This is a genomic window from Solihabitans fulvus (assembly GCF_008386585.1).
Taxonomy (GTDB): Bacteria; Actinomycetota; Actinomycetes; order Mycobacteriales; family Pseudonocardiaceae; genus Solihabitans; species Solihabitans fulvus.
The window spans coordinates 1-25,603 of record NZ_VUOB01000108.1; the positions used below are offsets into that span (position 1 = coordinate 1).

General features: G+C 72.0%; 21 protein-coding genes and 1 pseudogene. 8 read left to right on the forward strand and 14 right to left on the reverse strand.

The window, feature by feature from the left end:
- Window positions 1–188 precede the first annotated feature (188 nt).
- Entirely contained in the window at window positions 189–1,550 is a 1,362-nt protein-coding gene (locus tag F0L68_RS39990) for an NADH-quinone oxidoreductase subunit D (RefSeq protein WP_149855155.1), read from the reverse strand.
- A gap of 274 nt (window positions 1,551–1,824) precedes the next feature.
- Between F0L68_RS39990 and idi the strand changes: the two genes are divergently transcribed.
- Complete coding sequence (gene idi, locus F0L68_RS39995; RefSeq protein WP_149855140.1) at window positions 1,825–2,409, forward strand: isopentenyl-diphosphate Delta-isomerase; 585 nt, start codon at window positions 1,825–1,827, stop codon at window positions 2,407–2,409.
- A 119-nt stretch (window positions 2,410–2,528) separates the two neighbouring features.
- On the opposite strand, the gene F0L68_RS40000 is transcribed toward idi, so the two are convergent.
- Window positions 2,529–3,995, reverse strand: a complete 1,467-nt coding sequence (locus tag F0L68_RS40000) for a hypothetical protein (protein ID WP_188317092.1) — start codon at window positions 3,993–3,995, stop codon at window positions 2,529–2,531.
- A 184-nt stretch (window positions 3,996–4,179) separates the two neighbouring features.
- Here F0L68_RS40000 and F0L68_RS40005 point away from each other — a divergent pair, with 184 nt between their 5' ends.
- Entirely contained in the window at window positions 4,180–4,632 is a 453-nt protein-coding gene (locus tag F0L68_RS40005; RefSeq protein ID WP_149855141.1) for a GNAT family N-acetyltransferase, read from the forward strand.
- A gap of 24 nt (window positions 4,633–4,656) precedes the next feature.
- On the opposite strand, the gene F0L68_RS44695 is transcribed toward F0L68_RS40005, so the two are convergent.
- The 3 genes and pseudogenes from F0L68_RS44695 to F0L68_RS40020 all read right to left on the reverse strand — a co-directional run bounded on the left by F0L68_RS44695 (window position 4,657) and on the right by F0L68_RS40020 (window position 6,558).
- Complete coding sequence (locus tag F0L68_RS44695; protein ID WP_149855142.1) at window positions 4,657–5,010, reverse strand: alpha/beta hydrolase fold domain-containing protein; 354 nt, start codon at window positions 5,008–5,010, stop codon at window positions 4,657–4,659.
- Window positions 5,011–5,086: 76 nt separating this feature from the next.
- Window positions 5,087–5,590, reverse strand: a pseudogene (locus F0L68_RS44825) (alpha/beta hydrolase fold domain-containing protein); the annotation flags it as partial.
- Between the two features lie 116 nt (window positions 5,591–5,706).
- Window positions 5,707–6,558 carry a carbon-nitrogen hydrolase family protein gene (locus F0L68_RS40020; protein WP_149855143.1) on the reverse strand — a complete coding sequence of 284 codons (852 nt, stop codon included), beginning with the start codon at window positions 6,556–6,558 and terminating at the stop codon, window positions 5,707–5,709.
- Window positions 6,559–6,658: 100 nt separating this feature from the next.
- Here F0L68_RS40020 and F0L68_RS40025 point away from each other — a divergent pair, with 100 nt between their 5' ends.
- Window positions 6,659–10,255, forward strand: a complete 3,597-nt coding sequence (locus tag F0L68_RS40025) for a CHAT domain-containing protein (RefSeq protein WP_149855144.1) — start codon at window positions 6,659–6,661, stop codon at window positions 10,253–10,255.
- Between the two features lie 110 nt (window positions 10,256–10,365).
- The gene (locus F0L68_RS40030; protein WP_223199568.1) at window positions 10,366–11,871 is read left to right on the forward strand and encodes a sialidase family protein; all 1,506 of its coding nucleotides are present in this window, start codon (window positions 10,366–10,368) and stop codon (window positions 11,869–11,871) included.
- A 58-nt stretch (window positions 11,872–11,929) separates the two neighbouring features.
- Here the strand turns inward: F0L68_RS40030 and F0L68_RS40035 are convergent, their stop codons facing one another.
- Both F0L68_RS40035 and F0L68_RS40040 read right to left on the reverse strand, forming a co-directional pair.
- Window positions 11,930–12,568, reverse strand: a complete 639-nt coding sequence (locus F0L68_RS40035; RefSeq protein ID WP_188317093.1) for an HAD domain-containing protein — start codon at window positions 12,566–12,568, stop codon at window positions 11,930–11,932.
- A gap of 120 nt (window positions 12,569–12,688) precedes the next feature.
- Complete coding sequence (locus tag F0L68_RS40040; protein ID WP_149855146.1) at window positions 12,689–13,651, reverse strand: GlxA family transcriptional regulator; 963 nt, start codon at window positions 13,649–13,651, stop codon at window positions 12,689–12,691.
- An 86-nt stretch (window positions 13,652–13,737) separates the two neighbouring features.
- Here F0L68_RS40040 and F0L68_RS40045 point away from each other — a divergent pair, with 86 nt between their 5' ends.
- A complete protein-coding gene (locus tag F0L68_RS40045) occupies window positions 13,738–13,986 on the forward strand; it encodes a hypothetical protein (protein ID WP_149855147.1) in 249 nt (82 codons plus the stop codon).
- On the opposite strand, the gene F0L68_RS40050 is transcribed toward F0L68_RS40045, so the two are convergent.
- Window positions 13,971–15,593, reverse strand: a complete 1,623-nt coding sequence (locus F0L68_RS40050) for a tetratricopeptide repeat protein (RefSeq protein WP_149855148.1) — start codon at window positions 15,591–15,593, stop codon at window positions 13,971–13,973. The two genes, F0L68_RS40045 and F0L68_RS40050, sit on opposite strands and share 16 nt — an antisense overlap.
- Before the next feature lie 157 nt (window positions 15,594–15,750).
- Here F0L68_RS40050 and F0L68_RS42950 point away from each other — a divergent pair, with 157 nt between their 5' ends.
- On the forward strand, window positions 15,751–15,924 hold the full coding sequence (locus tag F0L68_RS42950; RefSeq protein ID WP_188317094.1) for a hypothetical protein: 174 nt from the start codon (window positions 15,751–15,753) through the stop codon (window positions 15,922–15,924).
- 33 nt (window positions 15,925–15,957) lie between these two features.
- On the opposite strand, the gene F0L68_RS42955 is transcribed toward F0L68_RS42950, so the two are convergent.
- Together F0L68_RS42955 and F0L68_RS40060 are read right to left on the reverse strand one after the other, a co-directional pair.
- Window positions 15,958–16,161, reverse strand: a complete 204-nt coding sequence (locus tag F0L68_RS42955; RefSeq protein ID WP_188317095.1) for a hypothetical protein — start codon at window positions 16,159–16,161, stop codon at window positions 15,958–15,960.
- A 403-nt stretch (window positions 16,162–16,564) separates the two neighbouring features.
- The gene (locus F0L68_RS40060) at window positions 16,565–17,398 is read right to left on the reverse strand and encodes an isocitrate lyase/PEP mutase family protein (RefSeq protein ID WP_149855149.1); all 834 of its coding nucleotides are present in this window, start codon (window positions 17,396–17,398) and stop codon (window positions 16,565–16,567) included.
- A 122-nt stretch (window positions 17,399–17,520) separates the two neighbouring features.
- Here F0L68_RS40060 and F0L68_RS40065 point away from each other — a divergent pair, with 122 nt between their 5' ends.
- Window positions 17,521–18,990, forward strand: coding sequence for an AlkA N-terminal domain-containing protein (locus F0L68_RS40065; RefSeq protein ID WP_149855158.1), 1,470 nt, complete (start codon window positions 17,521–17,523; stop codon window positions 18,988–18,990).
- Window positions 18,991–19,073: 83 nt separating this feature from the next.
- Here F0L68_RS40065 and F0L68_RS40070 read toward each other — a convergent pair whose 3' ends face one another.
- Complete coding sequence (locus F0L68_RS40070) at window positions 19,074–20,216, reverse strand: winged helix DNA-binding domain-containing protein (RefSeq protein ID WP_149855150.1); 1,143 nt, start codon at window positions 20,214–20,216, stop codon at window positions 19,074–19,076.
- An 85-nt stretch (window positions 20,217–20,301) separates the two neighbouring features.
- Window positions 20,302–21,042, reverse strand: coding sequence for a PP2C family protein-serine/threonine phosphatase (locus tag F0L68_RS40075; RefSeq protein WP_149855151.1), 741 nt, complete (start codon window positions 21,040–21,042; stop codon window positions 20,302–20,304).
- A 159-nt stretch (window positions 21,043–21,201) separates the two neighbouring features.
- Here F0L68_RS40075 and F0L68_RS40080 point away from each other — a divergent pair, with 159 nt between their 5' ends.
- Entirely contained in the window at window positions 21,202–21,699 is a 498-nt protein-coding gene (locus tag F0L68_RS40080; protein WP_149855152.1) for a YflT domain-containing protein, read from the forward strand.
- Window positions 21,700–21,777: 78 nt separating this feature from the next.
- Here F0L68_RS40080 and ku read toward each other — a convergent pair whose 3' ends face one another.
- Both ku and F0L68_RS40090 read right to left on the reverse strand, forming a co-directional pair.
- The gene (gene ku / locus F0L68_RS40085) at window positions 21,778–22,620 is read right to left on the reverse strand and encodes a non-homologous end joining protein Ku (protein ID WP_149855153.1); all 843 of its coding nucleotides are present in this window, start codon (window positions 22,618–22,620) and stop codon (window positions 21,778–21,780) included.
- Between the two features lie 75 nt (window positions 22,621–22,695).
- A partial coding sequence (locus F0L68_RS40090) for a HAMP domain-containing protein (RefSeq protein ID WP_149855154.1) occupies window positions 22,696–25,603 on the reverse strand: 2,908 nt, incomplete at its 5' end.

Here is a 25,603-nt window from a genome sequence, read left to right on the forward strand (position 1 = left end):
AGGTCGCCGCCGAACATAACATCCCCGTTGGGGCTGAGGTTCATACCTCGGCCCCAACGGGTTTTTTGCGTTCTACGCGCGCGTTCCCAGGACTGGACATACGTTTCTGGACATACGTTTAGAGCCCCTGACACCGAGAATGAATCCGGTGTCAGGGGCTCTAAAGGTGGAGCAGTGGAGCGGGCCAGTCAGCGGTCGCAGCCACCCATGACGGGGTCGATCGAACCGAGCGCCGCGATCGCGTCCGCGATCAGCGCACCCTCGCTCATGGCGGGCAGCGACTGAAGGTTGACGAAGCTTGGCTCGCGCACGTGCACGCGCATCGGGCGGGTGCCGCCGTCGGACACCAGGTGGTAGCCCAGCTCACCGCGGGGGGACTCGACCGGCACGTACGCCTGGCCGGCCGGCACGACGAAGCCCTCGGTCACCAGCTTGAAGTGGTGAATCAGGGACTCCATCGACTGGCCCATGATCTTGCGGACGTGCTCGAGCGAGTTGCCCATGCCGTCCGGCCCGATGGACAGCTGCGCAGGCCAGGCGATCTTGGGGTCCTCGACCATGACAGGGCCGGGCTCCAGCTTGGCGAGGCACTGCCGGATGATCCGCAGCGACTGGTGCATCTCCTCGACCCGCAGCAGATACCGGGCGAACGAGTCGGCGGCGTTGGAGGTCGGCACCTCGAACTCGAACTCGTCGTAGCCCAGGTACGGCTCAACTACCCGCAGGTCCCAGGCCAGGCCGGCGGACCGCAGGATCGGTCCGGTCACGCCGAGCGCGAGGCAGGCGTCCACGGGCAGGTAACCGACGCCGGCGAGGCGGTTCCGCCAGATCGGCTGGCCGGTGAGCAGCTGGTCGAACTGCGGAAGTCGCTTGTCCAGCACCGCGATGAACTTCTTGACGACGCCGTCGTAGTCCTCGGGGAGGTCCTGCGCCACACCGCCCGGCCGGATGAACGCGTGGTTCATGCGCAGCCCGGTCAGGTGCTCCTCCAGGTGCAGCACCTCCTCGCGCTCCCGCATGCTGATGGTCATGCCGGTGAGGGCACCCATCTCCATGGCGCCGGCGCCGAGCGTGGTGAGGTGCGAGCCGATGCGGTCGATCTCCAGCAGCAGCACGCGAATGAGCTGCGCGCGCCGGGGGATCTCGATGCCGAGCAGCTTCTCCACGGCCATGCAGTACGCGGTGGCGTTGTGCAGGGGAGCGAGGTAGTCCATCCGCGTGACGAAGGTCGTGCCCTGCGTCCAGGTGCGGTACTCGCAGTTCTTCTCGATCCCCGTGTGCAGGTAGCCGACGACCGGCCGCGCCTGGGTGATCGTCTCGCCGTCCATCTCCAGCGCCAGCCGCAGCACACCGTGCGAGGACGGGTGGCTGGGGCCGAAGTTGATGACGACCTTGTCGTCGCCGGAGGCGTCCTCCAGGATCTCACCCCACTCGCTGGTGATGTCGTGGATCGTGCCCTCGGTGGTGGTGCGCGATGCGGCATTCTGCTCGCCGAGGCCCGACCCGTCGCCGGTTGGCTCGGTCACTTCGTCAATCGACTCGGCCGACATTGTCGGCTCGCTCGACCTGGTCATCACGGACCCCCGCCGTTCTCGACGAAACCGTCCGACTCACCCGGCAAACCACACTGTGTGACCGGCCGGGCGGGTCGGGTCATGAACAACGTTGAGTCTAGGGGATGGCCGTGGCTGCCTGTCATCAAGGTCACGTTCGTCGGCTCAGCGGACTCGTCCGGATGCCGAGCCGGCGGCACCGTGCCGAGGATGACCCGATCGGACGCTCCGCAATTCGGCCGGGCAGTTCCGAGTGCGCCATAGTGGTCCGGTGGAACAGGTGATCCTGCTGGACGAGTCAGGCAACGCAACCGGGGTCGCTGACAAGGCCACCGTGCATGATCGGGACACCCCGCTGCACCTGGCGTTTTCCTGTTACGTCTTCGACGGGCGCCAGCGGGTGCTGCTCACCCAGCGAGCGCACACGAAGCTGACCTGGCCCGGCGTCTGGACCAACAGCTGCTGCGGCCACCCGGCGCCGGGCGAGGATCTCGCCGACGGCGTGCGGCGCAGGCTGCGGGACGAACTCGGCCTGACCATCGCGCGGCTGGAGCTGGTGCTGCCGAGGTTCCGGTACCGGGCGGTGATGGACAACGGCGTGGTGGAGAACGAGATGTGCCCGGTGTTCGTCGCCGTGGCGGACGCCGAGCCACGCCCCAACCCGGACGAGGTCGCGGACGTTCGGTGGCTGCCGTGGGACCAGCTCATCGCCGACGTCGCGGCGGACCGGCAGCCGATCTCGCCGTGGTGCCGCCTGCAACTGGCCGCGTTGACCGCCCTCGGCCCCGACCCCGCGGGCTGGCGCGCGGCCGACACCGCCGAGCTCCCGCCCGCCGCCAGGACCGCGAAGGCTTGACGCCGTTCGGCTCCTCGCGCGGCGAAGCGCGCGCGTTGTGGGCAACTCAGGCTTTGCGGGCCAGCTCGTGGGTGAAAACTGGTGCTGCGGCGTCAGTTTTCACCCACGAGGCGAGCCGGTCACCAACTGCCGGGAGTGGAGTCTGCCTGAGTGGCTGCCAGGGTGTCCGCGTCGGGAGCCGCCATCGCGTCGGCGTCGACGCCGGCGTCGACCGGTGCGGTCGGGTCGTCGAAGGTCGCGTCGGTGACGGTGCCGGCCGCGTTCGTGACCAGGTGCACGGGATTGGGCACGTGCACCAGGTTGAGGCAGTCGAGGACGCCGAGCGATCCGCTCAGCCGCTGCGCCAGGAAGGTGAACAGGTTCGTGGCCGCGGCGCGGTCGGGCGACGGCGCGCGCCTGGTGAGGTTTCGGTCGAGCGCGATCCGTGCGGGCGCGACCGCGACCAGGTGTTCGCAGTACGCCTTCGGTGTCTCGGTCGCGGAGTCGAGCGGCGGTTGGCCGACGCCGGTGCGGTAGAGGTTGGTCTTGACGGGGTTCGATCGCGCGTGCACCTGTGCCATCGGGTCGTTCGTCGGGACGAGCGCGACCGGTTTCGCCTGCCCCGCCGCGGCGAGGAGTTCGTTGAGCGCCAAGGAGGACACGCGTTGGCCGTGGTTGGTCAGGTCCGGCGCGGTGAACGGCGTGCAGCCGAGCGCGCGGTCCACGAACGCGTCCACCAGCAGGTTGTCGCTGCCGTTGACCAACGGCTTGCTTCGGTGCAGCGCCTTGGTGTTCGCGGCGGTGTTCTGCGCGGTCCTGCCGTCGGCCAGAACCAGGTAGCTCGTGTTGACGTTGTCGGACTGGTCCTGGTCGACGAGGCCGAAGTCGCGGGTGGTCGGGCAGGGCTGGCCGTCCTTTGCCTTGCCGAGCGCGGGAATCGCCAGTTGGCCCTTGGCGATTGCCGCGTTCGCCGCGGTGAAGAACGCGGCCGCGTTGCAGTAGGCGAACTGGCCGAACAGCGAGTTCCGCGCGCCGTTCACGCAGGATTCGGGGAGCCTGCCGCCGTTCTGCGCGCGCAGCGCCAGGGTGGTGCCGTTGAATCCGAACCACAGGCCGACGACGGCGTTGGCCGGCAGCGTCGGCGCGACCGGGTCGGCGGCCGGCTGCGTGCCCCGGTCCACGACCAGCGGGCGGTAGACCGACAGCGCCCCGGTCGCCAGGTCGAGGATGGTGGCCTCGACGAACGCGGACTGGGTCACGGTCGCCTCGTGGCACTGGCCGCCGCGCCCGCCCGTCCTGGTGAGCTGGTACGGCTTGGCGAGTCCGGTCGCGCTGAGCGGGTCGGCCGGCACCAGCAGGGTGCAGTTGGGGCTCGGCGCGTTCGGGTCGACCGAGGCCTGGTCCGCGCCTGGTTGGTCGGCCGAGGCCATGTCGGCGGCGTCGACCGGCGTCTGGTCGAGCGAGGTGGCGGGCGGGGTCGCCGAGGCGGTGGGGAAGAGGGCGGCGACGACGCCGAGAACGAGGACGGACAGTGCGACGGTGGTGCGGGTCAGGCGGGGCCGTGGCGGTCGCGGTTCGCGGTGCCGGCCGTGGCGTCTCCTGGACACTCTGCGCTCCTCTCATCGCCCGCTTCAGGACAGGGAAAAGCGGATTGAGGCAGGCGAACAACGGGTTTGGCGGCTCGCAAAGACTATGTCGAGCAAATATCGAGATTATCTCGGTAAGATCTCGGCGGGAAGTTAGCACAAACACCGACCGGGATACCAGGGTCGCGTGCGAGGATCTCCGACCATGATCGAGATCAGCGCACTGCGCCAGGAGGACCGCTCCCGCTGGGAAGTGCTGGCACGCGGCTACAAGACCTTCTACGGCGACACGGTGTCCGCCGAGGGCTACGAGGAAACCTGGCGGCGACTGTTGCGGGAGGAGGACGTGTTCGGCCTCGGCGCCCGGCTGGACGGCGAGCTGGTGGGCATCGCCCACTACCTGTTCCACCCGGTCGTCTGGTTGCAGGACAGCTGCTATCTCCAGGACCTGTTCGTCGACGAGGCCGCGCGCGGTCACGGGGTGGCGCGGGCGCTGATCGAGCGGGTCGCCGACGTGGCGAAGGAGCGGGGCGTGTCGAGGCTGTACTGGCATACCAAGCAGGACAACGCCCGCGCCCGCGTCCTCTACGACAAGGTCGCGCGGTTCAAGGGATTCATCCGCTACGACTACCCGATGGTCGGCGCGCCGCCGCGCTAGGCGTATTGACCACGGAGGTTGGACTCAGGCGCCGTTGAGGAACTCGCCGAGCTCGGTGAACATCGTGGTCACGGCCGCGTTGACCGCAGCGGACTTGGTGTCGAAGTTGATGAACCCGTGGATGAGGCCGGGGAACACGTGCTTCCTGACCGGCACGCCGGCGGCGGTGAGGGCGTCGGCGTAGGCCAGGCCCTCGTCACGTAGTGGGTCGCACTCGCCGCAGCCGATGACGGCCGGCGCGAGGCCGGCATGGCTGTCGGCGAGCAGCGGAGAGGCCGGTGGGCGGTCCCCGGCGGACTGGTTGTCGCCGAGGTAGACCTTGATGTTGTGCTGGGCCTCGGCGGTGGTCAGGAGGAATCCGGTGGCGTTCTCGATCAACGACCTGTGGTCGCCCCTTGCCGCTCATGTCGGTGGAGGGGTAGGCCAGGAGTTGGGCGGCCAGCGGGCGGCCCTGGTCGCGGAACGCGAGGGCGGTCGCGGCGGTGAGGTTGCCGCCCGCGCTGTCGCCGGCCACGGCGAGCACGCCGCCGCCGTAGTCGCCGATGTTGTCCTGGACGGCGGTGGCCACGGCGAGGCAGTCGTCGTGCGCGGCGGGGAAGGGATACTCGGGGGCGAGCCGGTAGCCGACGCTGACCACCACCGCGCCCAGGTCCCGGCACATTCTGCGGCAGACGCCGTCATGGGTGTCGAGGTCACCGACGACGAAGCCGCCGCCGTGCATGAACACGATCGTGGGGGCCGTGCCGCCAGTCTTGGGGCGATAGACCCGTACCGGGACTCCGGCGACGGAGCCGTCACTGACCGAGCCGACCTCCAGCGGCGGGGCGGGCGCGACGGCCAGCGAGAGCATCCGGTTGCCCGCGCGCATCTGCTCGATGGTGGGCGGGGTGGCCGGCGGGGGACCATCGACGCCGAACTGTTTGAGCAGAGTCGCGATCTCGGGGTCCATGGTGGGCATGCGCTGACCTTCCCGTGACGTGCCTCGGGCACACGGCGATGACCGACGGGGTCAGCATCAGTCAGGACCGAGCGATCCGCATCCGGGCAATTAACCCAAATGGGTTGCTACCCGGCCTAGAACCGGGTCCGGTCGGCGCTGCGCGGGTCGTCGAACCGGTGGGCCGCATAGGGTTCGCCGGCTCGCGCGCTCGTCCGCCACGGCCTGGCCAGCCGCAGCGCGACCTCGACCTCGGGCGCGGCGCGGTCCAGGTCGACGCAGACCAGCGCGGGCGCGCCGTCATCGGGGCAGCTGGCCAGCCGGTAGCCGTGCGGGCCGACCACGCCGGCCGGCATCGCGTCGCTGCACTGCGCCGGCACCGACACGCCGATCCAGTAGTTGTGCGCGGCGGCGTGACCGCGCGCCAGCACGTCGAACACCGGGTCCCTGGAGTACGAGGAGAACAGCACGCAGTCGACGTCGAGCGCGCGGTACTCCAGGAACACCTCGGGGAAGTTGACCTCGATGCACAGCGCGCAGCCGAAGCGGAAACCGTCGACGTCGAACACCAGCGGTTCGAACCCCGGCGAGTACCAGTCGCCGATCTCGGTGTGCGAGAGGAACCGCTTGTCGTAGCGGGCGACCGGCTCGCCCGCCGGGGAGATCACGTACAGGCTGTTGCGCGGCCGATGCGGTTCGGTCAGCCGGTGGTTGCCGCCGAGCACCACCCACAGCGACAGGTCGGCGGCCAGTTCGGCGGTGCGCTCCAACTCCGCACGGACGGCCGCCCAGTCGACCCGCCAGCCAGCAAGCTCCCGCTTCGCCGCCTGCCCTGAGGGATAGCCGGAGATCGCCCCCTCGGGGAACTGCGCCATTCTCGCGCCCTGCTCCCGCGCGGCCACCATCAGCTTCCGCACGGCGTCGCCGTTCGCCGCCGGGTCGCAGGTGACCTCGCTCTGCGCGACCGCCAGCCTGAAGGTGTCCGTCACGCGGGCATTTCTACCTCACCAACGGACCTGGTCAGGCGGCGGAGGTGGATCATCGGCCTGCGCTCGGACATGCTGGGTTTCGGCGGCGAAAGGGAACCGGATGGACGGGCAGGCCCTGGCGCGGGTGCGCGACCGAGTGCGGAGTCACGCGAGTGGCGGACAGCAGGACGCGGTGTTGGGGAGCGCCGCCCTGCTCGACGCGGCGCAGCTGGTGCTCGACGCGGTCGACCGGCTGTCCGCCGACGCGCCGGCCGGGCTGGCCGTGCCCGTCGCGCACGCGGTGGCGAACCTGCACTGGGCGCGCTGGAGCCTGCTGCCCGAGGACCGGGGCGCCGCCGACTTCCACACCGCCTTCTGCCTGTTCACCGTGTTGCGCGCGGCGGACCCGAGGATGGTGCCGGCCGCGTTGGCCAGATCGTTCGCCGCGCAGCCGCCAGAACAGCAGCCCCCGCACGAGATCCTGCACGCCGTCGGCGCGGTGCTGGCCGGCGAGTACGGGCACGACCCCGACGAGGACCTCGCCCTCTATGCCACGGTGTTGTTCGGGCAGGCCGTGAAGCTGGTGCCCGCGAGCGATCCCGCGCGTCCGGTGCTGCTGTTCGACTTCGGCCTCGCGCTGCGCAGGCTGGCCGACCACACCGGCGACGAGGACTCCCTGCGCGCGGCGGCCGAGTACCTGTGGCAGGGCGCGAGCGCGCTGAGGACCGATCCCGCGCGGATCGCGGCGGCGTGGGCCGAGGTCGGCGACACGCTGAACCTGGTGTTCGACAGCACGAAGCGCCTCTCGCACCTCGACGGCGCGCTCGCCGCGCATCGCGCCGCGGTCGCCGCCGTCCCCGATGTCGCGGCCCACGCGCGGGTCGGCGCGGACCTGTGGCGGCGGTACCAGCTCACCGCGCGGCCCGACCTGCTCGAAGGCGCGGCCGCGGCGTTCCTGGCCGCGGCGCGGCTCGCGCCGGACACCCACCCGCTCCGTCCCGGCGTGCTGTCCAGCCTGGCCACGGCGCTGCTTGAGCGCGGTGCGATCACCCGCGACCTGGCGCTGGTGGCGGAGGCCGTCGCGGTCGCCGAGGCCGCAGTGACCTCGGTGACCGCAGGGACGGCAAAACACCACGACGGCATTGCCGTCGCGGACAATCTCGTTGCCCTGCACGAGATCCTGGCGCGCGCCCGACGCGACGGCGTGCTGCCGGAGTCGGTTGCCCGGCCCGACAACGCCGACCTGGCCGGCGATCGGGCCGCCGCGGCCGACGGCCTGGTCAGGGACTTCGGCCGGGCGGGCGACCCGGCCGACCTCGATCTGGCCGTGCAGCTCGCCGACTGGGCGCTCGGTGCGCCGGTCCTGGACACCGCGACCGCCGCCGTCGCGCTCGGCGCCATCGCCCGCGCGGACCTGATGCGGTTCCAGCTGTTCGGGGATCCCGCCGAGCTGGACACCGCGGCGGGCGCGGCGAAACGGGCCGTCGACTTGAGCAGGCCGGACGCGCCGGAGCGGGCCGACCGCCTTGCCACGCTCGGTTCGGTGCTGCGCACCAGGTTCGAGGTCGTCGGCGACCTGCGCGACCTGGACGCCGCGCTCGCGGCGCTGGCTGCGGCCGTCGGCTCGCTCCGGCAGGGCCATCCCGCCTACGCCGAGGTGCGCAGCGCGCACGGGGCCGCGTTGTTGGCGCGGTTCGCCGTGTCGCGGGAGCCCGCCCTGCTGGCCTCGGCGCTCGCCGCGACCGGGGCGGCCGTCGGCGCGACCTCCGCCGACGATCCCGCGTACGCCTCCTTCCTGACCCGGCACGGCCGCGCCCTGGCCGCGCGGTTCGAGCAGACCGGGGAGCCGGCCCAGCTCGCGGCGGCCGTCGCCGCGCAGGCCGCGGCCGTCGAGGCCAGCCCGCCGACCCACCCGGAACACGCGATGACGCGGTGGAGTCTGGCCGCCGTGCTGCGCAGCCGCTGGCAGCTGACGGGGGATCCCGCCGACCGGGACCGGGCCGCCGCGTTGCTCGGCGACGCCCTCGCGGCGCTGCCGGCCGACGACCCGCGCCGGGGCTTGGCGCTGACCGAACTCGCGGACACCGTCGCCGACCCGGCCGAGTCGATCGCCGCCTACCGGGCCGCCGCCTGGTGCGCGCCGGCGTTCACCAGAGTCAGGCTGACCGCCGCGCGCCGGTACGGCGAGCTGAGCCTGGCGCGTGGCGACCACGCGGCCGCCCTGGCCGGCTACCGGCTGGCGATCCAGGACCTGCTGCCGAGGCTGGTGGACGGGCGGCCGACCGAGGACTCCCGACGGCGCGACGCCGAGACCTTTCCCTGGCTGGCCTCGGATGCGGCGGCCGCGGCCATCGCGGCGGGGGAGCCCGAGGAGGGGTTGCGGTTGCTCGAACAGGGTCGGTCGATCCGGTGGGCCAGGGCGCTGGAGCTGCGCGGCGAGCACGAGGACCTGCGCGCCGCGCACCCCGCGCAGGCCGCGCGGTTCGCCGAGGTCCGCGCCGCGCTGTCGGCGGAGGTCGGGCGGGTGGCCAGCGCGGCGGGCCGCGGCCGCGCCGGCCGGCACGACCGGCTGCTCGCCGAGATCCGCGAACTTCCCGGTTTCGCCGGGTTCCTGCGTCCGCCGTCGTCGGACCGGCTGCGCGCGGCGGCCTCCGGCGGGCCGGTCGCGGTCGTCAACCTCAGCCGGCAACGCTGCGACGCGCTGCTGCTGGTGCCCGGCCGGGCCGACGTCCTCGTGTGTCCGCTGCCCGAGGTGACCGCGCAGGATGTGGCGCACCGGTCCGGCGAGTTCGCCGGCGCGCTGCGGCTGCTTGGCGCGCCGGACACCGACCAGGCCGCGCGGACGAAGGGCGAGGACGTCGTCCTGTCGACCCTGGAATGGCTGTGGGACGAGATCGCCGAGCCGGTGCTGACCGAGCTCGGACTGTGCGCGGCCGTCGAGGACGGCGCCGAGTGGCCCCGGCTGCGCTGGTGCCCGACCGGCCCGCTCGCGGCGCTGCCGCTGCACGCGGCCGGCCGGCACGGTGTCGACCAGGACGGCGCGTGGGTCGGCGACCGGGTGGTGTCCTCCTACGCGCCGACGCTGACCGCGTTGCTGCGCAAGGACTCGCGCCGGTCGGACGGGCCGCCGAGGGTGCTGGGGGTCGGCCTCGCGCACACCAGGGGCGGGCCGCCGCTGGCCTCGGCACAAGCCGAACTCGCCGCGCTCCGCGAGCTGTTCGGCGCACGGGTCGCCCCGCTGGTCGGCAGCAGGGCCACCAGGTCGGCGATCCTGGCCGCCCTGCCCAACCACCCGGTGGCGCACTTCGCCTGTCACGGTCGGCACGATCCGGACGACCCGGCGGCCGCCCATCTCGTGGTGCACGACGGGCCGCTGCCGTTGCGGGACCTCGCCGGCGCGGACCTCACGAGCGCCGAGCTGGCGTTCCTGTCCGCCTGCGACACCGTCGACGGCCGGCCGTCGACGTTCGGTGACGAGCCGATCCACTTCGCGGCGGCGTGCCAGCTCGCCGGCTACCGGCAGGTGGTCGGCGCGCTGTGGCACCTGGCCGACGAGTCCGGCCCGATCCTGACCCGCGAGGTGTACGCGTCGCTGGCCGACGGCGCGTCGTTCGACCCCGCGCTCGCCCTGCACCTCGCGGTGCGCGGGCTGCGCCGCGATGACCGTTTCGCCGCGCCATCGCACTGGGCGCGGTTTGTCCACATTGGACCGAGTTGATCGCCGGTTGCTCCGGTTGGCCCTTCCTCGGCCCCCGGTCGTGGTCATAACGTGCGACGGGGGTCGGCTGATCGGAAGGCGGCATGCGGATGCGTCGGGGACTGGTAGCGATGGCGGCGGCAGCGGCCGCGATCCTGGTCGGTGGCACGGCGAGCGCCGCGCAGGGCGCGCCGATGCTGGTGTCCCACGGCGATCCCTTCGCCGGCTGCGCGGCGGGCGCGGAGTCCGGCACCAACTATCCGGGGGCCGAGGTCGAGCCCTCGCTCACCGAGGACCTGCTGGGGCACACCGTGGTCGGCGCGTTCCAACAGGACCGCTGGTCCGACGGCGGGGCGAAGGGGCTCGTCGCGGTCGCCTCGGCCGACGGCGGCCGGCACTTCACCGAGACCCCGCTGCCGTTCACGGTGTGCGCGCCGGGCGGCCTGCCCTACGAACGCGCCTCGGACCCGTGGCTCAGCACCGGCCCAGACGGCACGGTGTACGCCAGCGGGCTCGTGTTCGACGTGCGGGACGCCAACAACGGCGTGGTCGCCGCGGTCTCGCACGACGGCGGCCGCACCTGGACGCACACGACGCGGCTGATCGACGACACCCAGATCGAGTTCGGCGACGACAAGAACTCCGTCACCGCCGACCCGGTCCGCCCCGGCACCGCCTATCAGGTGTGGGACCGGCTGGACACCGGGCCGGGCAACGACGGCAGCCGGTTCCTGGGCCCGGCTCTGCTGGCGGTGACGCACGACTTCGGCGCGTCGTGGAGCGCGCCGAAGGTCATCGTCGACACGGTCGCCAACCAGCAGACCATCGGCAACATCGTCACGGTCGACCCGAGGACGCACACGCTCTACGACGTGTTCGACCTGATCACCTACACCGATCCCAGCGCGAACACCGTGGTGTCGGCCAACATCAGCATCGTCCGGTCCACCGACGGCGGCGCGACCTGGAGCGCACCGCGCACCGTCGCGCCGGACACGTCGATCACCGACGTCGACCCGAACACCGGTGCCGCGCTGCGCACGGCCAACGGGATACCGGAGGTCGCGATCGACCGGCTCACCGGCGAGCTGTACGTGGCCTACGAGGGCACCGACTTCACGGCGGGCGCCTACGACCAGGCGCAGCTGACGCACTCCACCGACGGCGGCGCGACCTGGTCAGCGCCGGTGCGGGTGAACGGCGCCCCGAAGGCCGAGGCGTTCACCCCGAGCGTCGCGGTCGCCCTCGACGGCACGGTGGCGGTCAGCTACTACGACCTGCGGGACCTGCGGCCGGGCAACACGACCACGCTGCCGACCAGGGCCTGGCTGACCACCTCGCCGCGCGGCGGCGAGCGGTTCGGGGCGGAGCTGGCCCTCGGCCCCGGCTTCGACCTGATGCAGGCGCCCAACGCTGGCGGGTTGTTCCTCGGCGACTACGAGGGGCTGGTCGCGGGCCTGGACTCCGTGCGGACCCTGTTCGTGGCCACCAACAGCGGTCAGCCCGACAACCGGACCGACGTGTTCACCGAGTCGCTGCCGGTCGGCGACGACGCGGGAGCCGCTCCGGCCGCCGACCGGGGACCCGTTGCGGCACAGGCGATGCGGGTCGGCGCGCGGTCGCACCTGCGGCGGTAGCCCCGCCGCTGTGCCTCGGTCGGATCGCGGCCGGTCGGATCGCGGCCGGCCGGAATGCCTACGGTTGCTGGCTTTCCCAGGTGCGCAGGAACCGGCGGATCCGGTCGAGGTGGTGCGGCTGGACGCCGGCGCGCGGATCGACCTGCACGAGCAGGGTCGGCGCGCCGCGCGCGGTCCGCTGCCTGGCCCAGGAGGAGTCCAGCGGCTGGAACTCGTCGTCCAGCCAGGCGATGGGCCGGTCGCCCGCCCACTCGGCGACGGCGGGCAGCTTGCCGTGGTGGCCGCCGTGGTGCCGCTGGCCCTGCCCGTCAAAGTCGATCACGGGCAGGCTGGGCAGCCCCAGGATCGGCGCGAGCAGCCGGTTCGCCTCGTGTTCCCAGGTGGTCGCCCACACCAGCTCGGCTCCGGTGTCCTCGGCGAGGTCGAGCAGCCACCTGCCGTGCTGCGGGTGCAACCAGACGCGCAGCGGCCTGCTCGTGTGCTCCCACGGGCTGTCGCGCGGGTGCAGCCGATGCGTGGCGTAGCCGCGCGGTCGGCGCTCCGGCTTGGCCGCGAACGGATTGAGCGGGCCGTCGACGTCGACCAGGATCGCCGGGCGCGCGAGCGGCGCGGTCCCCTCCACGGCGCGGACCGGCGGGGTGTCGACGGCCGCCGAGGGCGCGTCGTCGGCGCGGTGCCTGGTCTGCTGGGCGGCCATCGCGGTGTCCCTTCGATCGGGGATACCCGCCACCTCACCGCGATGACGCCACGCCGGCAACCGGTTTCGACTTATTCGTCCCGCACGGGATTTGACTTGTTCGCCCCGCACGGGACAGGGCTAGGCCAGGGCGGCCCGGTGCGCGAACGTCCTGCGGTAGTCCTTGGGCGCGACGCCGACGACGCGGTGGAAGTGGTGGCGCAGCAGCGCGGCGGTGCCGAAACCACACTCCCCGGCGATGTCGTCCATGCCGAGCTGCGTCTCCTCCAGCAGCCTGCGGGCGTGCAGCACGCGCTGGGTGGACAGCCAGCGGTGCGGGGTAGTGCCCGTCTCGGCAACGAAGCGGCGGGCGAAGGTGCGTTCCGACATCCGCGCGCGCTGCGCGAGGGCGGACACGGTGTGCTCGGTGGCGATGGTGCCCAGCATCCAGTCCAGCACCGGTTGCAGGCTGTCCCCGGCGCCCGCCGGGATCGGCGTGTCGACGAACTGGCGCTGCCCGCCCTCGCGCTGCGGCGGCACGACCATCCGCCTGGCGATGGCCGTGGCAGGGCCGGAGCCGAGCTCGCGGCGCACCAGGTGCAGGCAGGCGTCGATGCCGGCGGCGGTGCCGGCGCTGGTGATGATGTCGCCGTCGTCGACGAACAGCACGTCCGGGTCCAGCTTCGCCTCGGGGAACCGCGCGGTGAACGTCTTGGCGTGCCGCCAGTGCGTCGCGCACGGTCGACCGTCGAGCAGGCCGGTCGCGCCGAGCACGAACGCGCCGCTGCACACCGACAGCAGCGTCGCGCCCCGCGCCGAGGCGGCGAGCAGGGCGTCGAGCACGGCAGGCGGGTACTCGGCGCGGATGTCGCACGCCGGCACCGCGACCAGGTCGGCCGCCACCAGGGTGTCGAGGCCGTGGTCCGGCGTGATGCGCACGCCGACGTTGGAGCGCACCGGCTCGCCGGGGTGCTCGCCACAGACGCTCAGCTCGACCAGCGGCACGCCGTCGTCGCGGCGGTCGATGCCGAACACCTCGCACACCACACCGAACTCGAACGGCGCGACGCCGTCGATCAACACGACTGCGGCGGTTCTGAGCATGCCGGCAGCCTACGTGGCAGGATTTTGCCGCACAAGGTCGGAACTGCCACTGTTGGCAGGAGTTTGTGCAGCGGAGACTTCCTGCCATGAGTGCACTGCTTCCGATCCTGATCCTGCTGGCAGCGCTGGTGGTCGCGCTGCGGCACACCAGCCCGTCGCGGCCCGACGCCGGCCTCAGCGGCACCGACAACCGCGGCGTCGAGGACCGCGACCTGGCCCGCGTGCGGGCCGACCTCGCCGTCCTGACCCGCGACGAGCCCGCCGGGTTCGCGCACGCCCCTCGGCTGCCCCTGTCCCGCCATCACCGTGGCTCGGCGGGTCAGGTCGGATGCTGATCGAGGGAGTCCAGCTCCCGCAGGACGCGTTCGACCGCCGCCGCGCGGCGTTGGGCCCGGTACAGCTCCAACGCCTCCCGCCACACGGCGCGGGCGTCGTCGTGCCGACCGAGCGCGGCGTAGGGATGGCCCATCCCGTCGAGGGTGTTGACCACCTGGTTGGTGTCGCCGAGGTCGCGGTTGCGGGCGAGCGCCTGCTGGTAGTAGTGCACCGCCTGGTGATGGTCGCCGCTGTGGTGTGCGATGTAGCCGAGGCTGTCCAGGTCGGCCGCCTCGCCGGAGCGGTGCTGGTGCCGGCGGTGCAGGGCCAGCGCGGCCTGGCAGTGCTCGCGGGCCCGGTCGTACTCGCCGAGCCGGGCGGCGCACCAGCCCACCTCGTTGAGCGCGTCGCCCTCCCACACCGGATTGTCGAGGGTGCGGTAGACGGCAAGGGCGTGCGTGATGTGCTCCAGCGCCCGTCGGTCGTCCCCCCGCTGCTGCCAGGCCCACGCGAGCACCCGCAGGGCGTACGCCCGGCTGGTCGGGTCGCGCTGGTCGTCGGCGACGGCGAGCGACCGGTCCAGGTGCTCGATCGCCTCCCCGTGCCGGCCGAGGTCGGCGTAGGCGTAGCCGAGGAGCCGGTGCACGCAGGCGTGGATGGTGGGGTCGGGGAGATGCTCGGCGGCGGCCAGCCCGGCCCGCCAGACGGCGAGCCGGTCGTGGCTGTGCCCCCGCCGGTGGTGGAAGGTGTTCAGCGTCCACGCCAGGCGCCACACGGCCTGGTGCCATTCGTGGGTGACGGCCATGCGCTGGGCGGCCAACAGGCACGCGTGCTCGGTGTCGAACCAGGCCAGCGCCGCCGGGTAGGTGGACATGGGATACGGCAGGCAGTCGGGCACGGGCGGATCCGGCGGCAGGTGCGGCCGGTGCGGGTGGAGGAGCCGGTCGGCGGCGGTGGCGGTGTGCAGGTAGAAGTCGACCAGCCGGCGCAGCGCGTCGCGTTGTCGCCCCTCGGGTTCGGCGGCGGTGGCCGTGTCGCGGGCATGGCGGCGCAGCAGGTCGTGGAACCGGTACCGGCCCGGCGTCGGCTGCTGAAGCAGGTGCACGTCGACCAGGCCCTCCAACAGGACTTCGGCGTCCCGCAGGTCGACGGCCGCTAGCGAGGCCGCCGCGTGGCCGTCGAAGCTGGGACCGGGGTGCAGGCCGAGCAGCCGGAACAGGCGTTGCTGCTCGGGCGGGAGGTGCTGGTAGGAGAGCGTGAACGCGGCGGCGACGCTGCGGTCTCCGGTGGTCAGTTCGGCGAGCGCGTGCCGGTCGTGCCGGAGCCGGTCGGCCAGGTGGCGCACGGTCCAGGCTGGGCGGGTGCGCAGGCGCGCCGCGGCGATGCGGATGGCCAGCGGCAGAAATCCGCACAGCTCCAGCACCGCGGCGACGGCCTCGGGCTCGGCGGCGGCGCGGGCCGCGCTGGCGACCCGACCGAACAGGGCGACCGCGTCCTCAGGCGGGAGCACGTCCAGCGAGAGGATCTGCGCGGCGTCCAGGTCGGCGAGCCTGCGTCGGCTGGTGATCAGCGCCAGACATCCCGCCGTGCCGAGCAGCAGCGGTCTGACCTGCGCCGCGCTAGTCAAGTTGGGACTGTGTGTCCCATACGACCGAGGGGCCGTTTCCGCAGGTCAACACCTACGGAGACGGTCCCTCGGTCTGTCGGGCGGGGTGCCCATCGAGCGGCTGCCCCTACCTGCGTCGCCCTGCTGCGGACCGGCCCCACTCGCTAGAGTGTTCGATATGACGAGCAGGCTGGAGTTCCGCATCAAAGGGCTTGAGGGTCGACTAGCCGAACTTCAAGGCGAGAAGAACGAGCAGTTCGACAAGCTGACCGCAGAAGTCACCGAACTTCGCAGAGACGTAACCGAAATTCTAACCTTGCTCAAGAAGCAAGCAAGCGGCGACTCTGCATAGCTAGGAAGAGGCTTCGTTGATCTAACTATCCACTCAGGACTTCCGCCGGCGGGACAGGCGCTCTTCCTCGCGCTCGGCCGCTGTGCGGACACACGCGGCCATCAGGGAGCGGACGGGTTCGCGCAGTGTCAGGAAGTCCCGCAGGAGTTGTTCGGCGTCCTCGGGTAGCTCGTTGTCTGCCTCGTGCAGGTCCGGGCGTCCGGCTTCCTCGGCCCACGCGCGCGATACCAGCGACACGGACACGCCCAGTGCTGCGGCGAAGCGGCTCGTCGCCCCAGAGCGCCTCGCCGAGCAGCTCGACCGGCACCACGCGGTTGGCGTTGAGGAGCAGGGCGGTCAGCAGCGCGAGTTGTTTCGCACCAAGCGATCCAGCCCGACCATCCGGTCCCCGCGCCTCGGCCGGCCCCAGGATCCGAAACTCCACGACGCGCCCCCGGCACAGCTTGTGCGGCACCGGCACGGCCGCACAGCCCCCGTCGCCGGCCGGCACAGGCAAGGTAGCGAAGCCTCGGCCGAACCTGACCGCGATTCGCCCATGTCAACCGTTGGGAGCAACACGGCCGGCGCGGTCGCCCCGGGGAGTGCGACAAACGCCGTGACCCGCGGTCGAGCGGGTCACGGCGTCGATCCGTCGACAGTCCTACTTCTGCAACAGGGAGTTGAGCGTCCCGTAGTCCATCGACTCGGCCAGCGCCGCGTAGGTGCCGGTGGTCAGCAGCTCCCGGACGCTGCGCTGAACCAACCCGTAGGCGGACTGCGCGAGCGCCGAGCCGAGGCTCACCCTGGCCACGCCGAGTGCGGCGAACTCGCCGACGGTCGGCGCGCCGAAGCCGCTGAGCACGTTCAGCGGCGCGTCGATCGCCTTGACCAGCTCGGCCACGGTCGCCGGGTCGACGACACCGGGCACGAAGACGCCGTTCGCGCCGGCCGCGAGGTACGCCTCGGCGCGGGCCACGGTCGCCGCGACCCTGGTCGCCGGGTCGCCGACGCCACGGAGGTAGATGTCGATGCGGGCGTTGACGAACAGCGGGATGTCGGCCCGGTCGGCGGCGGCGCGCGCGGCCGCGATCCGCTCGGCCTGGTCCTCGGTCGGCCGCACCGGCGCCGTGCCGCCGTGCCACGCGTCCTCCAGGTTCACGCCGACGGCGCCGGCAGCCAGCACCCCCTCGATGGTCTCGCCGACCCCGTCGGCGGTGTCGGCGAAGCCGCTCTCGATATCGGCCGTGACGGGCACGTCGACGGCGGCGGCGACCCTGGCGATGAGTTCGATCGCCCGGTCCCTGGCGAGCTCGTCGCCGTCAGGCGCGCCGAGGCTCCAGGCGACACCGGCGCTGGTCGTCGCGACGGCGGTGGCGCCGGCCTGCTCGACCACTCGCGCGCTGGCCACGTCCCACGCGTTGGCCAGGACCAACACCTGGCCGCCGCCGTGCAGCGAGTGGAACAGCAGCGCCTTGTCCTGGTGGATCTTTGTCATGGGACTAGTTCACCACTACTCGCGCGGCCGGGTCTGGCCTTTTCCGGACATCACCCCCCACCCGCCCGGTGATGTCGCATTCTGGCTAGCCTCGGGCGGTGAGCTGGGGCGACGCTGGCGGCATGCACCACGACTTCGAGCGCTGCGTGCGCGCCGTGCAGTCCAAGGACACCAGGTTCGACGGCTGGTTCTTCACGGCCGTCGTCACCACCGGGATCTACTGCCGTCCCGGCTGCCCCGCCGTGCCGCCCAAGCCGGAGAACATGACCTTCTATCCGAGCGCCGCGGCGGCACAACAGGCCGGGTTCCGCGCGTGCAAGCGGTGCCGGCCCGACGCCAGCCCGGGCTCGCCGCAGTGGAACGAGCGCGCCGACCTGGTGGCGCGGGCGATGCGGCTGATCGCCGACGGGGTCGTCGACCGGGCAGGCGTGCCCGGTCTCGCCGCGCGCCTTGGCTACAGCACCCGGCAGATCGAGCGGCAGCTGCGCGCCGAGCTCGGCGCGGGGCCGCTCGCCCTGGCCCGCGCCCAGCGCGCGCAGACCGCGCGGCTGCTGATCGAGACCACCTCGCTGCCGATGGGCGAGGTCGCCTTCGCCGCGGGGTTCGCGAGCATCAGGGCGTTCAACGACACCGTGCGGGAGGTCTTCGGGCTCACCCCGAGCGAACTGCGCTCGCGCGTCGGCAGGGGAGCGGCGGCGGAGGCGTCGGGCGTGCTGTCGCTGCGGCTGCCGTTCCGCGCGCCGCTGTGCCCGGACAACCTGTTCGGGCACCTCGTGGCCACCGCCGTGCCCGGCGTCGAGGAGTGGCGCGACGGCGCGTACCGCCGCACGCTGCGGCTGCCGCACGGGCCAGGGATCGTGGCGCTGCGTCCGCTGCCGGACCACATCGCCTGCCAGCTCACCCTGACCGACCTGCGCGACCTGTCCATCGCGATCGCCCGCTGCCGCTGGCTGCTCGACCTGGACGCCGACCCCGTCGCCGTCGACGACCTGCTGCGCGCGGACCCGCTGCTTGCGCCGTTGGTGCTCAAGGAACCCGGCAGGCGCGTGCCGCGCACGGTGGACGGGCCGGAGTTCGCGGTGCGGGCCGTGCTCGGTCAGCAGGTGTCCACGGCGGCGGCCCGCACGCACGCCGCCCGGCTGGTGACCGCGCACGGCGACCCGGTGGCGGACAAGGCAGGCGGCCTGACCCACCTGTTCCCCGAGCCCGCCGCCCTGGCCGGACTCGACCCCGAGACGCTCGCGCTGCCAAGGGCGCGCCGCACCACGCTCACCACGCTGGTGGCCGCGCTGGCCGGCGGGGACCTCGACCTGAGCGCCGGCAGCGACTGGCAGCGGGCGCGCGCCCAACTGGCCGCGCTGCCGGGTTTCGGGCCGTGGACCGTCGAGACGATCGCGATGCGGGCACTCGGCGACCCGGACGCGTTCATCCCGACCGACCTCGGCATCCGGCGCGCCGCCACACAGCTCGGCCTGCCGGATACCCCGGTTGCGCTCACCGCCCACGCCGCAGCCTGGCGGCCGTGGCGCGCCTACGCGGTGCAATACCTGTGGGCGACCGGCGACCACCCGATCAACCTGCTGCCGGCCTGAGACGACGGCGTGGCGGGCTCGGCCGCCACCTCAGGCACCACCGTCTCGGCCGCCGCCTCTGTCACCATCTTTCGGTCGCCGCCTTAGTCGTCGTCTCGGTCGAAGGCGATGTCCGGCGCTGACCCCGGTGGCGCGACAAACGGGTGCAACCGACCCGCCTCCGCCAACACCGCGTCGCGATCGGACCTGGCCAGCGGCCCGAAGGGCGACAGTCGCAGCGCCGGACCCGCGACCCGCCAGACTCCCCGGACCCGCCCGTCGACCAGGAAGGTCGGCCGCACCATCGCGCCGCCCGGCATCACCAGCGCGCGATGCTCGTCGCTGATCACCCTGGTCCGGTCGGCGTGGCCAAGCAGCACGTTGTCGAACGCCGGCAGGAAGCGGACCGGCGCGGGCGTGTCCGGGTCGGCCAATGGCGCGTCGGGCAGGTCGAACAGCTCCCTGTCGTGCTCGTCACGCAGCACCCGCAGGCCCGCGCGCAGGCCGTCGACGACCTCGCGCAGCCGAGTAAGTCCGGACCACGCCTGGAGGTCGGCGACGGTGGCCGGCCCGAAGGCGGCGAGGTAGCGGTGCACCAGCGTCTCCATCGGCGGCGCGGCGTGCATTGGCCGGCGGAGCCAGTCCTCGGCGAGCGTGACCGAGATGGCCGTCGGGTTGCCCCACCGCCCCCACGACCCGGTGGCCGGCTGGTGCGTCATCGGTTGGCGGAGCTCCACCGCCGCGGCGAGCCTCCGGCCGTCGCGGCCCGGCCACCGCTCGACGAGCCGCGCGCCGAGCTGTTGGCGGGACAAGGTCCTGCCGGCCAACAGTTCCCGGCCGAGCGCGTCGAGTTCGGCCGGCTCCAGCCCGGCGGTCTCCCTGGCGAAGTACGGCGCGCGCGCCGTGCGGTCGAGCACGGGCTGGACCAGCGGCCGCAGCCAGCGGAAGTCCTCCGCGCCGACCAGGTGCTGCGTGCTGCGCAGGGCCGTGGACCGCACCACGTGGCGGTCCCGCAGCAGCGACTCCAGTTCGTCATGCCTGAACCCGGCGACGCGCGTCCACAGCCCGACATAGGGCCAGTTGGGTTCCTGCGCCTGCATCGCGACCAGGTGCGTCAGGACGTCCAGCGCCGGCAGGGTGGTGCGGCCGAGCAGGAACTGGCGCGCCAGCAGGGTTCGGTTCAGTACGCGCCGACTCAGCTGACCGGGTGGTCGACCTCCGCGCGCCGGAATCGTCGTCGGGTTCATGAGGAGGACACTATGAGCGACAGCGGTCAGGTTCTGACCGCAATTCGGAGTGGGCCGTCGATCGCTCCGGCCCACCCCGTCGAGGTCAGGCAGCGATGGGGCGCGTGGCGATCTCCTCCTCCGCCGCTGCGCCACTCGCGGCCCGAGGCGGATCGACCACCAGCGCCGTCGTGTTGTCGCGTCCGCCCAGCGCGGCGGCCAACTCCACCAGGGCGGTCGCGCGCTCGTGGCCGTGACCGGGCTCACGGGTCAGCACAGCCAGCATGGCGTCCTCGTCCACGGTCTTGTGCACGCCGTCACTGGTCAGCAGCAGCCCGGCGGCCGGCCCGGCGATCTCGGCCGAGCCGATCGCGGCCGGGGTCGCGGTGCGCACGCTGCTCGTCACGACGTGCTCCATCCGCGCGCTCGTCGCGAGGCCCCGGTCCCGGAAGTACTCGGCGATGGTGTGGTCCGCGGTGGCCTGCCGCAGCGCCGTCCCGTCCCAGCGATACGCCCGCGCGTCGCCGACCCAGGCGATCGCGTAGCCACCGTCCACAGTGGACATCGCGACGACCAGCACGCAGTCGCCCGCATCCGGCCGCGCGAGCAACACCCGTTGCGCCGCAAGCACCGCGGCCGCCGGACCGTCCTCGGCCGGTGTGCGCACGGCCGCGTCGGTGGCCAGCCGCGCCGCCCTGGCGGCCCTCGAGTCGTCGCCGATGCCGTCGGCCAGCGCGAACACCATCCGCCCCGTCGCCGTCGACCGCAGCGCGCCGACGGCGTCCGCGTTCACCGTGCGCAGGCCGGCAACGCTGGCCGTCTCCCACTTCGTCGTCTCGCCGAGCATGGCACGCTCCTCTGCGACCGCCCGAGGTACCTCGTTGCCTCCACGGTGAGCCACCGAGCTGAGTGTGTGCTGAGAGTTGGTTGAGAACATCCGGCAGCCGGCACCATCCGGCCCCGCCCGGCCGTTGAGAGGGGTGTACGGCGCACAGAGGAGACGACCATGACGACCGCGTTCCGCCCAGCCCAGCCGACCAACGAGCTGCCCACGCTGCCCGACGGCTGGCCGATCGGCTCCTACGACACCTACGAGCAGGCGCAGCGAGCCGTCGACCACCTCGCCGACAACGAGTTCCCCGTGCAGGACATCACGATCGTCGGCATCGAGCCGATGCTCGTCGAGCGCGTCGCGGCCAGGCTCACCTGGGGCAGGGTGCTCGCCGCCGGCGCGGCGTCCGGCGCGTGGTTCGGCCTGTTCGTCGGCCTGCTGCTCGGCATGTTCTCCGCGACGGGCGGCCTGCTGCCGCCGCTGATCGGCCTGCTCATCGGTGTCGCCTTCGGCCTGGTGTCCGCCGCCGTCCGCTACTCCGCGACCGGTGGCAAGCGGGACTTCGTGTCGCGCAGCCAGCTGGTGGCCCGGCGGTACGACGTGCTGTGCCAGCCGCGCAACGCGGAGCGGGGCAGGGAAATGCTGGTGGCGCTGGAGTTCCGGCAGCAGTAGCCGGGCCGCGACCCCAGGCCCCGCAACGGAAAGACGGCAAGCGCACCGTCGGACGGGCTCGCACCCTCGCCGAGCCCGTCAGGCGGTGCGTTTGCCGCTCTTGCCCTTCGCCTTGTTCTTCGGCTCCGCCTTGGGTTCCGTGCCGGAACGCCTGGAGCGGGCCTTCTCCACGCTGCGCTCCAGCGCGGTCATCAGGTCGATCACGTCGCCGCTGTCGGCCTCCTCGGCCTGCTGCGGAAGTTCGGTGCCCTCGGCCTTCGCCTCGATCATGGTCTCCAGCGCGTCGCGGTAGTCGTCCACGAACTCCTCCGGCGTGAACGACCCGGCCATCGTGTCCACCAGCGACGCGGCCATCTTCAGCTCCTGCGGGCGGACCTCGATGTCCTGCGACAGGAAACCGAAGTCCGGCTTGCGGATCTCGTCCGGCCACAACATGGTGTGCAGCATCAGCACGTCGTCGCTGGCCCGCAGCACCGCAAGCGACTCCCGCTGCCTGATGGTGATCTTCACGACCGCGAGCTGCTCGGCCTGCTCCAACGCCGTGCGCAGCAGCACGTACGGGCGCACCGCCGCCTTGTCCGGTTCGAGGTAGTAGGTCTTCTGGAAGTAGATCGGGTCGATCTCCTCGGCCGGCACGAACTCCAGCACGTCGATGGCCTTGTTGCTGGACACCGGCAGCGTGTCGAAGTCCTCCTTCTCCAACTGGACCACGCGGCCGTCCGCCAGCTCGTAGCCCTTGGCGATGTCGGCGAAGTCGACCTCCTGGCCGCATGCCTCGCACGTCCGCTTGTACCGGATGCGACCGCCGTCCTCGCGGTGCACCTGGTTGAAGCGGAAGTCGTGTTCCTCCGTCGCGGTGTACAGCCGCACCGCGATCGTGACCAGGCCGAACGAGATGGCCCCGGTCCACAGCGACCTCATTATTCCTGGATACGCCGAATTCCCGGCCCGCGCATGTCGATCACGGCGCAGCGTCGGCCACGGCCCGGCGTCGGCTCAGGCGTCCTCGTAGCTGTGCAGGCAGTGGGCGATCAGGCCGAGCAGGTGGTCGGTGTCCACTGGCTTGGTGACGAACGCCGTGGCGCCGGAGGCGAGGCTGCGGTCCCGGTCGTCCTTCATCGCCTTGGCGGTCACCGCGATCACCGGCAGGTCCGAATAGCTCGCCATGCCGCGGATCGCCGCCATCGTCGTGTTGCCGTCCAGCTCGGGCATCATGATGTCCATCAGCACCAGCGCCACGTCGTCGTGCTGCTCCAACGCCCTGATCCCGGCGACCCCGTTGTCCGCGTAGATCACCACCAGCCCGTGCAGCTCAAGCAGGCTGGTCAGCGCGAACACGTTGCGCAGGTCGTCGTCGACGATCAGCACCTTCTCGCCGTCGAACCGCGGCGCCGCCACCGCCGGCGCCTTGACGGCCTGCGCTGGCCGCGGTTCTGGCTGCTCGGGAATCGGCGCGGTCTGCGTGACGGGCAGGTACAGCGTGAACGTGCTGCCGCCGCCGACCGTGCTGTCCACCCGCAGTTCGCCGCCGAGCAACTGGGTCAGCTCCCGGCTGATCGACAGGCCGAGCCCGGTGCCGCCGTACTTCCGGCTCGTCGTGCCGTCGGCCTGTTGGAACGCCTCGAAGATCAGCGCCAGCTTGTCCGGCGCGATGCCGATGCCCGTGTCGGTGACCGCGAACGCGATCCGCAGTGGCGCGCGGCGCAGGTAGAACCCGCTCACCTCGGACTCGGCCGCGAGCCGGACCCGCAGCCGCACGCTGCCCTCGTGGGTGAACTTCACCGCGTTGGACAGCAGGTTGCGCAGGATCTGCTGGAGCCGGTGCTCGTCGGTGTGCAGCGTCACCGGCACGTCCCGCTCGACGGTGACGGCGAACTGGAGGGACTTCTCGCTCACCAGCGGCGCGCAGAACCCCTCGACGTAGCCGACCAGGTCCGTCAGCTGCATGTGCGCGGGCCGCAGCTCCATCCGGCCGGCCTCCACCTTGGACAGGTCGAGGATGTCGTCGATCAGCTGCAACAGGTCGCTGCCCGAGGAGTGGATCGTCTGGGCGAACTCGACCTGCTTGTGGGTGAGGTTGCCCTCCAGGTTGTCGGTGAACAGCTTCGCCAGGATCAGCAGGCTGTTCAGCGGCGTGCGCAGCTCGTGCGACATGTTGGCCATGAACTCGGACTTGTACTTCGAGGCGAGCGCGAGCTGCTGGGCGCGCTGCTCCAGCTCCTGGCGGGCCAGCTCGATCTCGCTGTTCTTCACCTCGATGTCCTGGTTGCGGGAGGCCAGCAGCGCGGCCTTCTCCGCGAGCTCCACATTGGACACCTGGAGTTTGTCCTGCTGCGACTGGAGTTGCTCCGAGCGCGCCCGCAGTTCCTTGGTCAGGCGCTGGGACTCCTCCAGCAGCGAGTCGGTGCGGGAGTTCGCGAGGATCGTGTTGACGTTGACGCCGATGGTCTCCTTGAGCTGTTCGAGCAGGTCCCGGTGCACGTCGTTGAACTCGTGCACGGAGGCCAGCTCGATGACGCCCAATGCCATCCCCTCGAACAGCACCGGCACCACGACGACGTTCACCAGGGAGGTCGCGCCGAGCCCGGAGGACACCGTGATGTACCCGGCGGGCGCGCCCTGCATGAAGATCGTCCGCCGGTCCGCCGCCGCCTGCCCGACCAGCGACTCGCCGAACGCGAACCGCCGCCGCGCCGAGTCGTGGTGGTGGCCGTAGCTCGCGGTCAGGTTGAGTTCTGGCGAGCTGTCGGGGCCCTGGGTCACCAGGAAGAACTGGCCGAACTGCGCGCCGACCAGCGGCGCCAGCTCGCCGATGATCAGCGACGCGACCGTGCCGAGGTCGCGGTGCCCCTGCATCAGGCTGGAGATGTGGGCGAGGCTGGACTTGAGCCAGTCCTGCTCCTGGTTGGTGCGGGTGGTCTCCTTGAGGTTGGCGATCATCTGGTTGATGTTGTCCTTGAGCTCGGCGACCTCGCCCGAGGCGTCGACCGTGATCTGCCTGGTCAGGTCGCCCGCGGTGACCGCGGTCGCGACCGCGGCGATCGCGCGGACCTGCGAGGTCAGGTTGCTGGCCAGGTGGTTCACGCCCTCGGTCAGCCGCTCCCAGGTGCCCGACACCCCCTCGACCTCGGCCTGACCGCCGAGCTTGCCCTCAGTGCCAACCTCGCGCGCCACCCTGGTGACCTCGGAGGCGAACGCGGACAGCTGGTCGACCATGGTGTTGATGGTGTTCTTGAGTTCGAGGATCTCGCCGCGCACGTCCACGTCGATCTTCCTGGACAGGTCGCCCCGCGCCACCGCCGTGGTGACCTGCGCGATGTTGCGGACCTGGCTGGTCAGGTTGTCGGCCATGACGTTGACGTTGTCGGTGAGGTCCTTCCAGGTGCCGCCGACGTTGGCGACCCGCGCCTGACCGCCGAGCATGCCCTCGGTGCCCACCTCGCGCGCCACGCGCGTCACCTCGTTGGCGAAGGCCCGCAGCGTGTCCACCATGCCGTTGATCGTCGCGGCCAGCGCGGCGATCTCGCCCTTGGCCTCCACGGTGATCTTCTGCGACAGGTCGCCGCCGGCCACCGACACCGCCACGCTCGCGATGTTGCGGACCTGACTGGTCAGGTTGTCCGCCATGACGTTGACGTTGTCGGTCAGGTCCTTCCAGGTGCCGTCCACGCCACGGACGTGCGCCTGGCCGCCGAGCTTGCCCTCGGTGCCGACTTCGCGGGCGACTCTGGTGACCTCGTCGGCGAAGGCGGAGAGTTGGTCGACCATGGTGTTGATGGTGTTCTTGAGTTCGAGGATCTCGCCTCGGGCGTCGACGTCGATCTTCTTGGTGAGGTCGCCCTGGGCGACGGCGGTGGCGACCTGGGCGATGTTGCGGACCTGGCTGGTCAGGTTGCCGGCCATC

Excerpts from the sequence above, each read along its gene's own strand:
- F0L68_RS39990 (WP_149855155.1), bottom strand. The coding sequence starts at position 1,550 with ATGTCGGCCGAGTCGATTGACGAAGTGACCGAGCCAACCGGCGACGGG.
- F0L68_RS40005 (WP_149855141.1), top strand. The coding sequence starts at position 4,180 with ATGATCGAGATCAGCGCACTGCGCCAGGAGGACCGCTCCCGCTGGGAA.
- F0L68_RS40025 (WP_149855144.1), top strand. The coding sequence starts at position 6,659 with ATGGACGGGCAGGCCCTGGCGCGGGTGCGCGACCGAGTGCGGAGTCAC.
- F0L68_RS40030 (WP_223199568.1), top strand. The coding sequence starts at position 10,366 with ATGGCGGCGGCAGCGGCCGCGATCCTGGTCGGTGGCACGGCGAGCGCC.
- F0L68_RS40035 (WP_188317093.1), bottom strand. The coding sequence starts at position 12,568 with ATGGCCGCCCAGCAGACCAGGCACCGCGCCGACGACGCGCCCTCGGCG.
- F0L68_RS40040 (WP_149855146.1), bottom strand. The coding sequence starts at position 13,651 with ATGCTCAGAACCGCCGCAGTCGTGTTGATCGACGGCGTCGCGCCGTTC.
- F0L68_RS40045 (WP_149855147.1), top strand. The coding sequence starts at position 13,738 with ATGAGTGCACTGCTTCCGATCCTGATCCTGCTGGCAGCGCTGGTGGTC.
- F0L68_RS42950 (WP_188317094.1), top strand. The coding sequence starts at position 15,751 with ATGACGAGCAGGCTGGAGTTCCGCATCAAAGGGCTTGAGGGTCGACTA.
- F0L68_RS40060 (WP_149855149.1), bottom strand. The coding sequence starts at position 17,398 with ATGACAAAGATCCACCAGGACAAGGCGCTGCTGTTCCACTCGCTGCAC.
- F0L68_RS40065 (WP_149855158.1), top strand. The coding sequence starts at position 17,521 with ATGCACCACGACTTCGAGCGCTGCGTGCGCGCCGTGCAGTCCAAGGAC.
- F0L68_RS40070 (WP_149855150.1), bottom strand. The coding sequence starts at position 20,216 with ATGAACCCGACGACGATTCCGGCGCGCGGAGGTCGACCACCCGGTCAG.
- F0L68_RS40075 (WP_149855151.1), bottom strand. The coding sequence starts at position 21,042 with ATGCTCGGCGAGACGACGAAGTGGGAGACGGCCAGCGTTGCCGGCCTG.
- F0L68_RS40080 (WP_149855152.1), top strand. The coding sequence starts at position 21,202 with ATGACGACCGCGTTCCGCCCAGCCCAGCCGACCAACGAGCTGCCCACG.
- ku (WP_149855153.1), bottom strand. The coding sequence starts at position 22,620 with ATGAGGTCGCTGTGGACCGGGGCCATCTCGTTCGGCCTGGTCACGATC.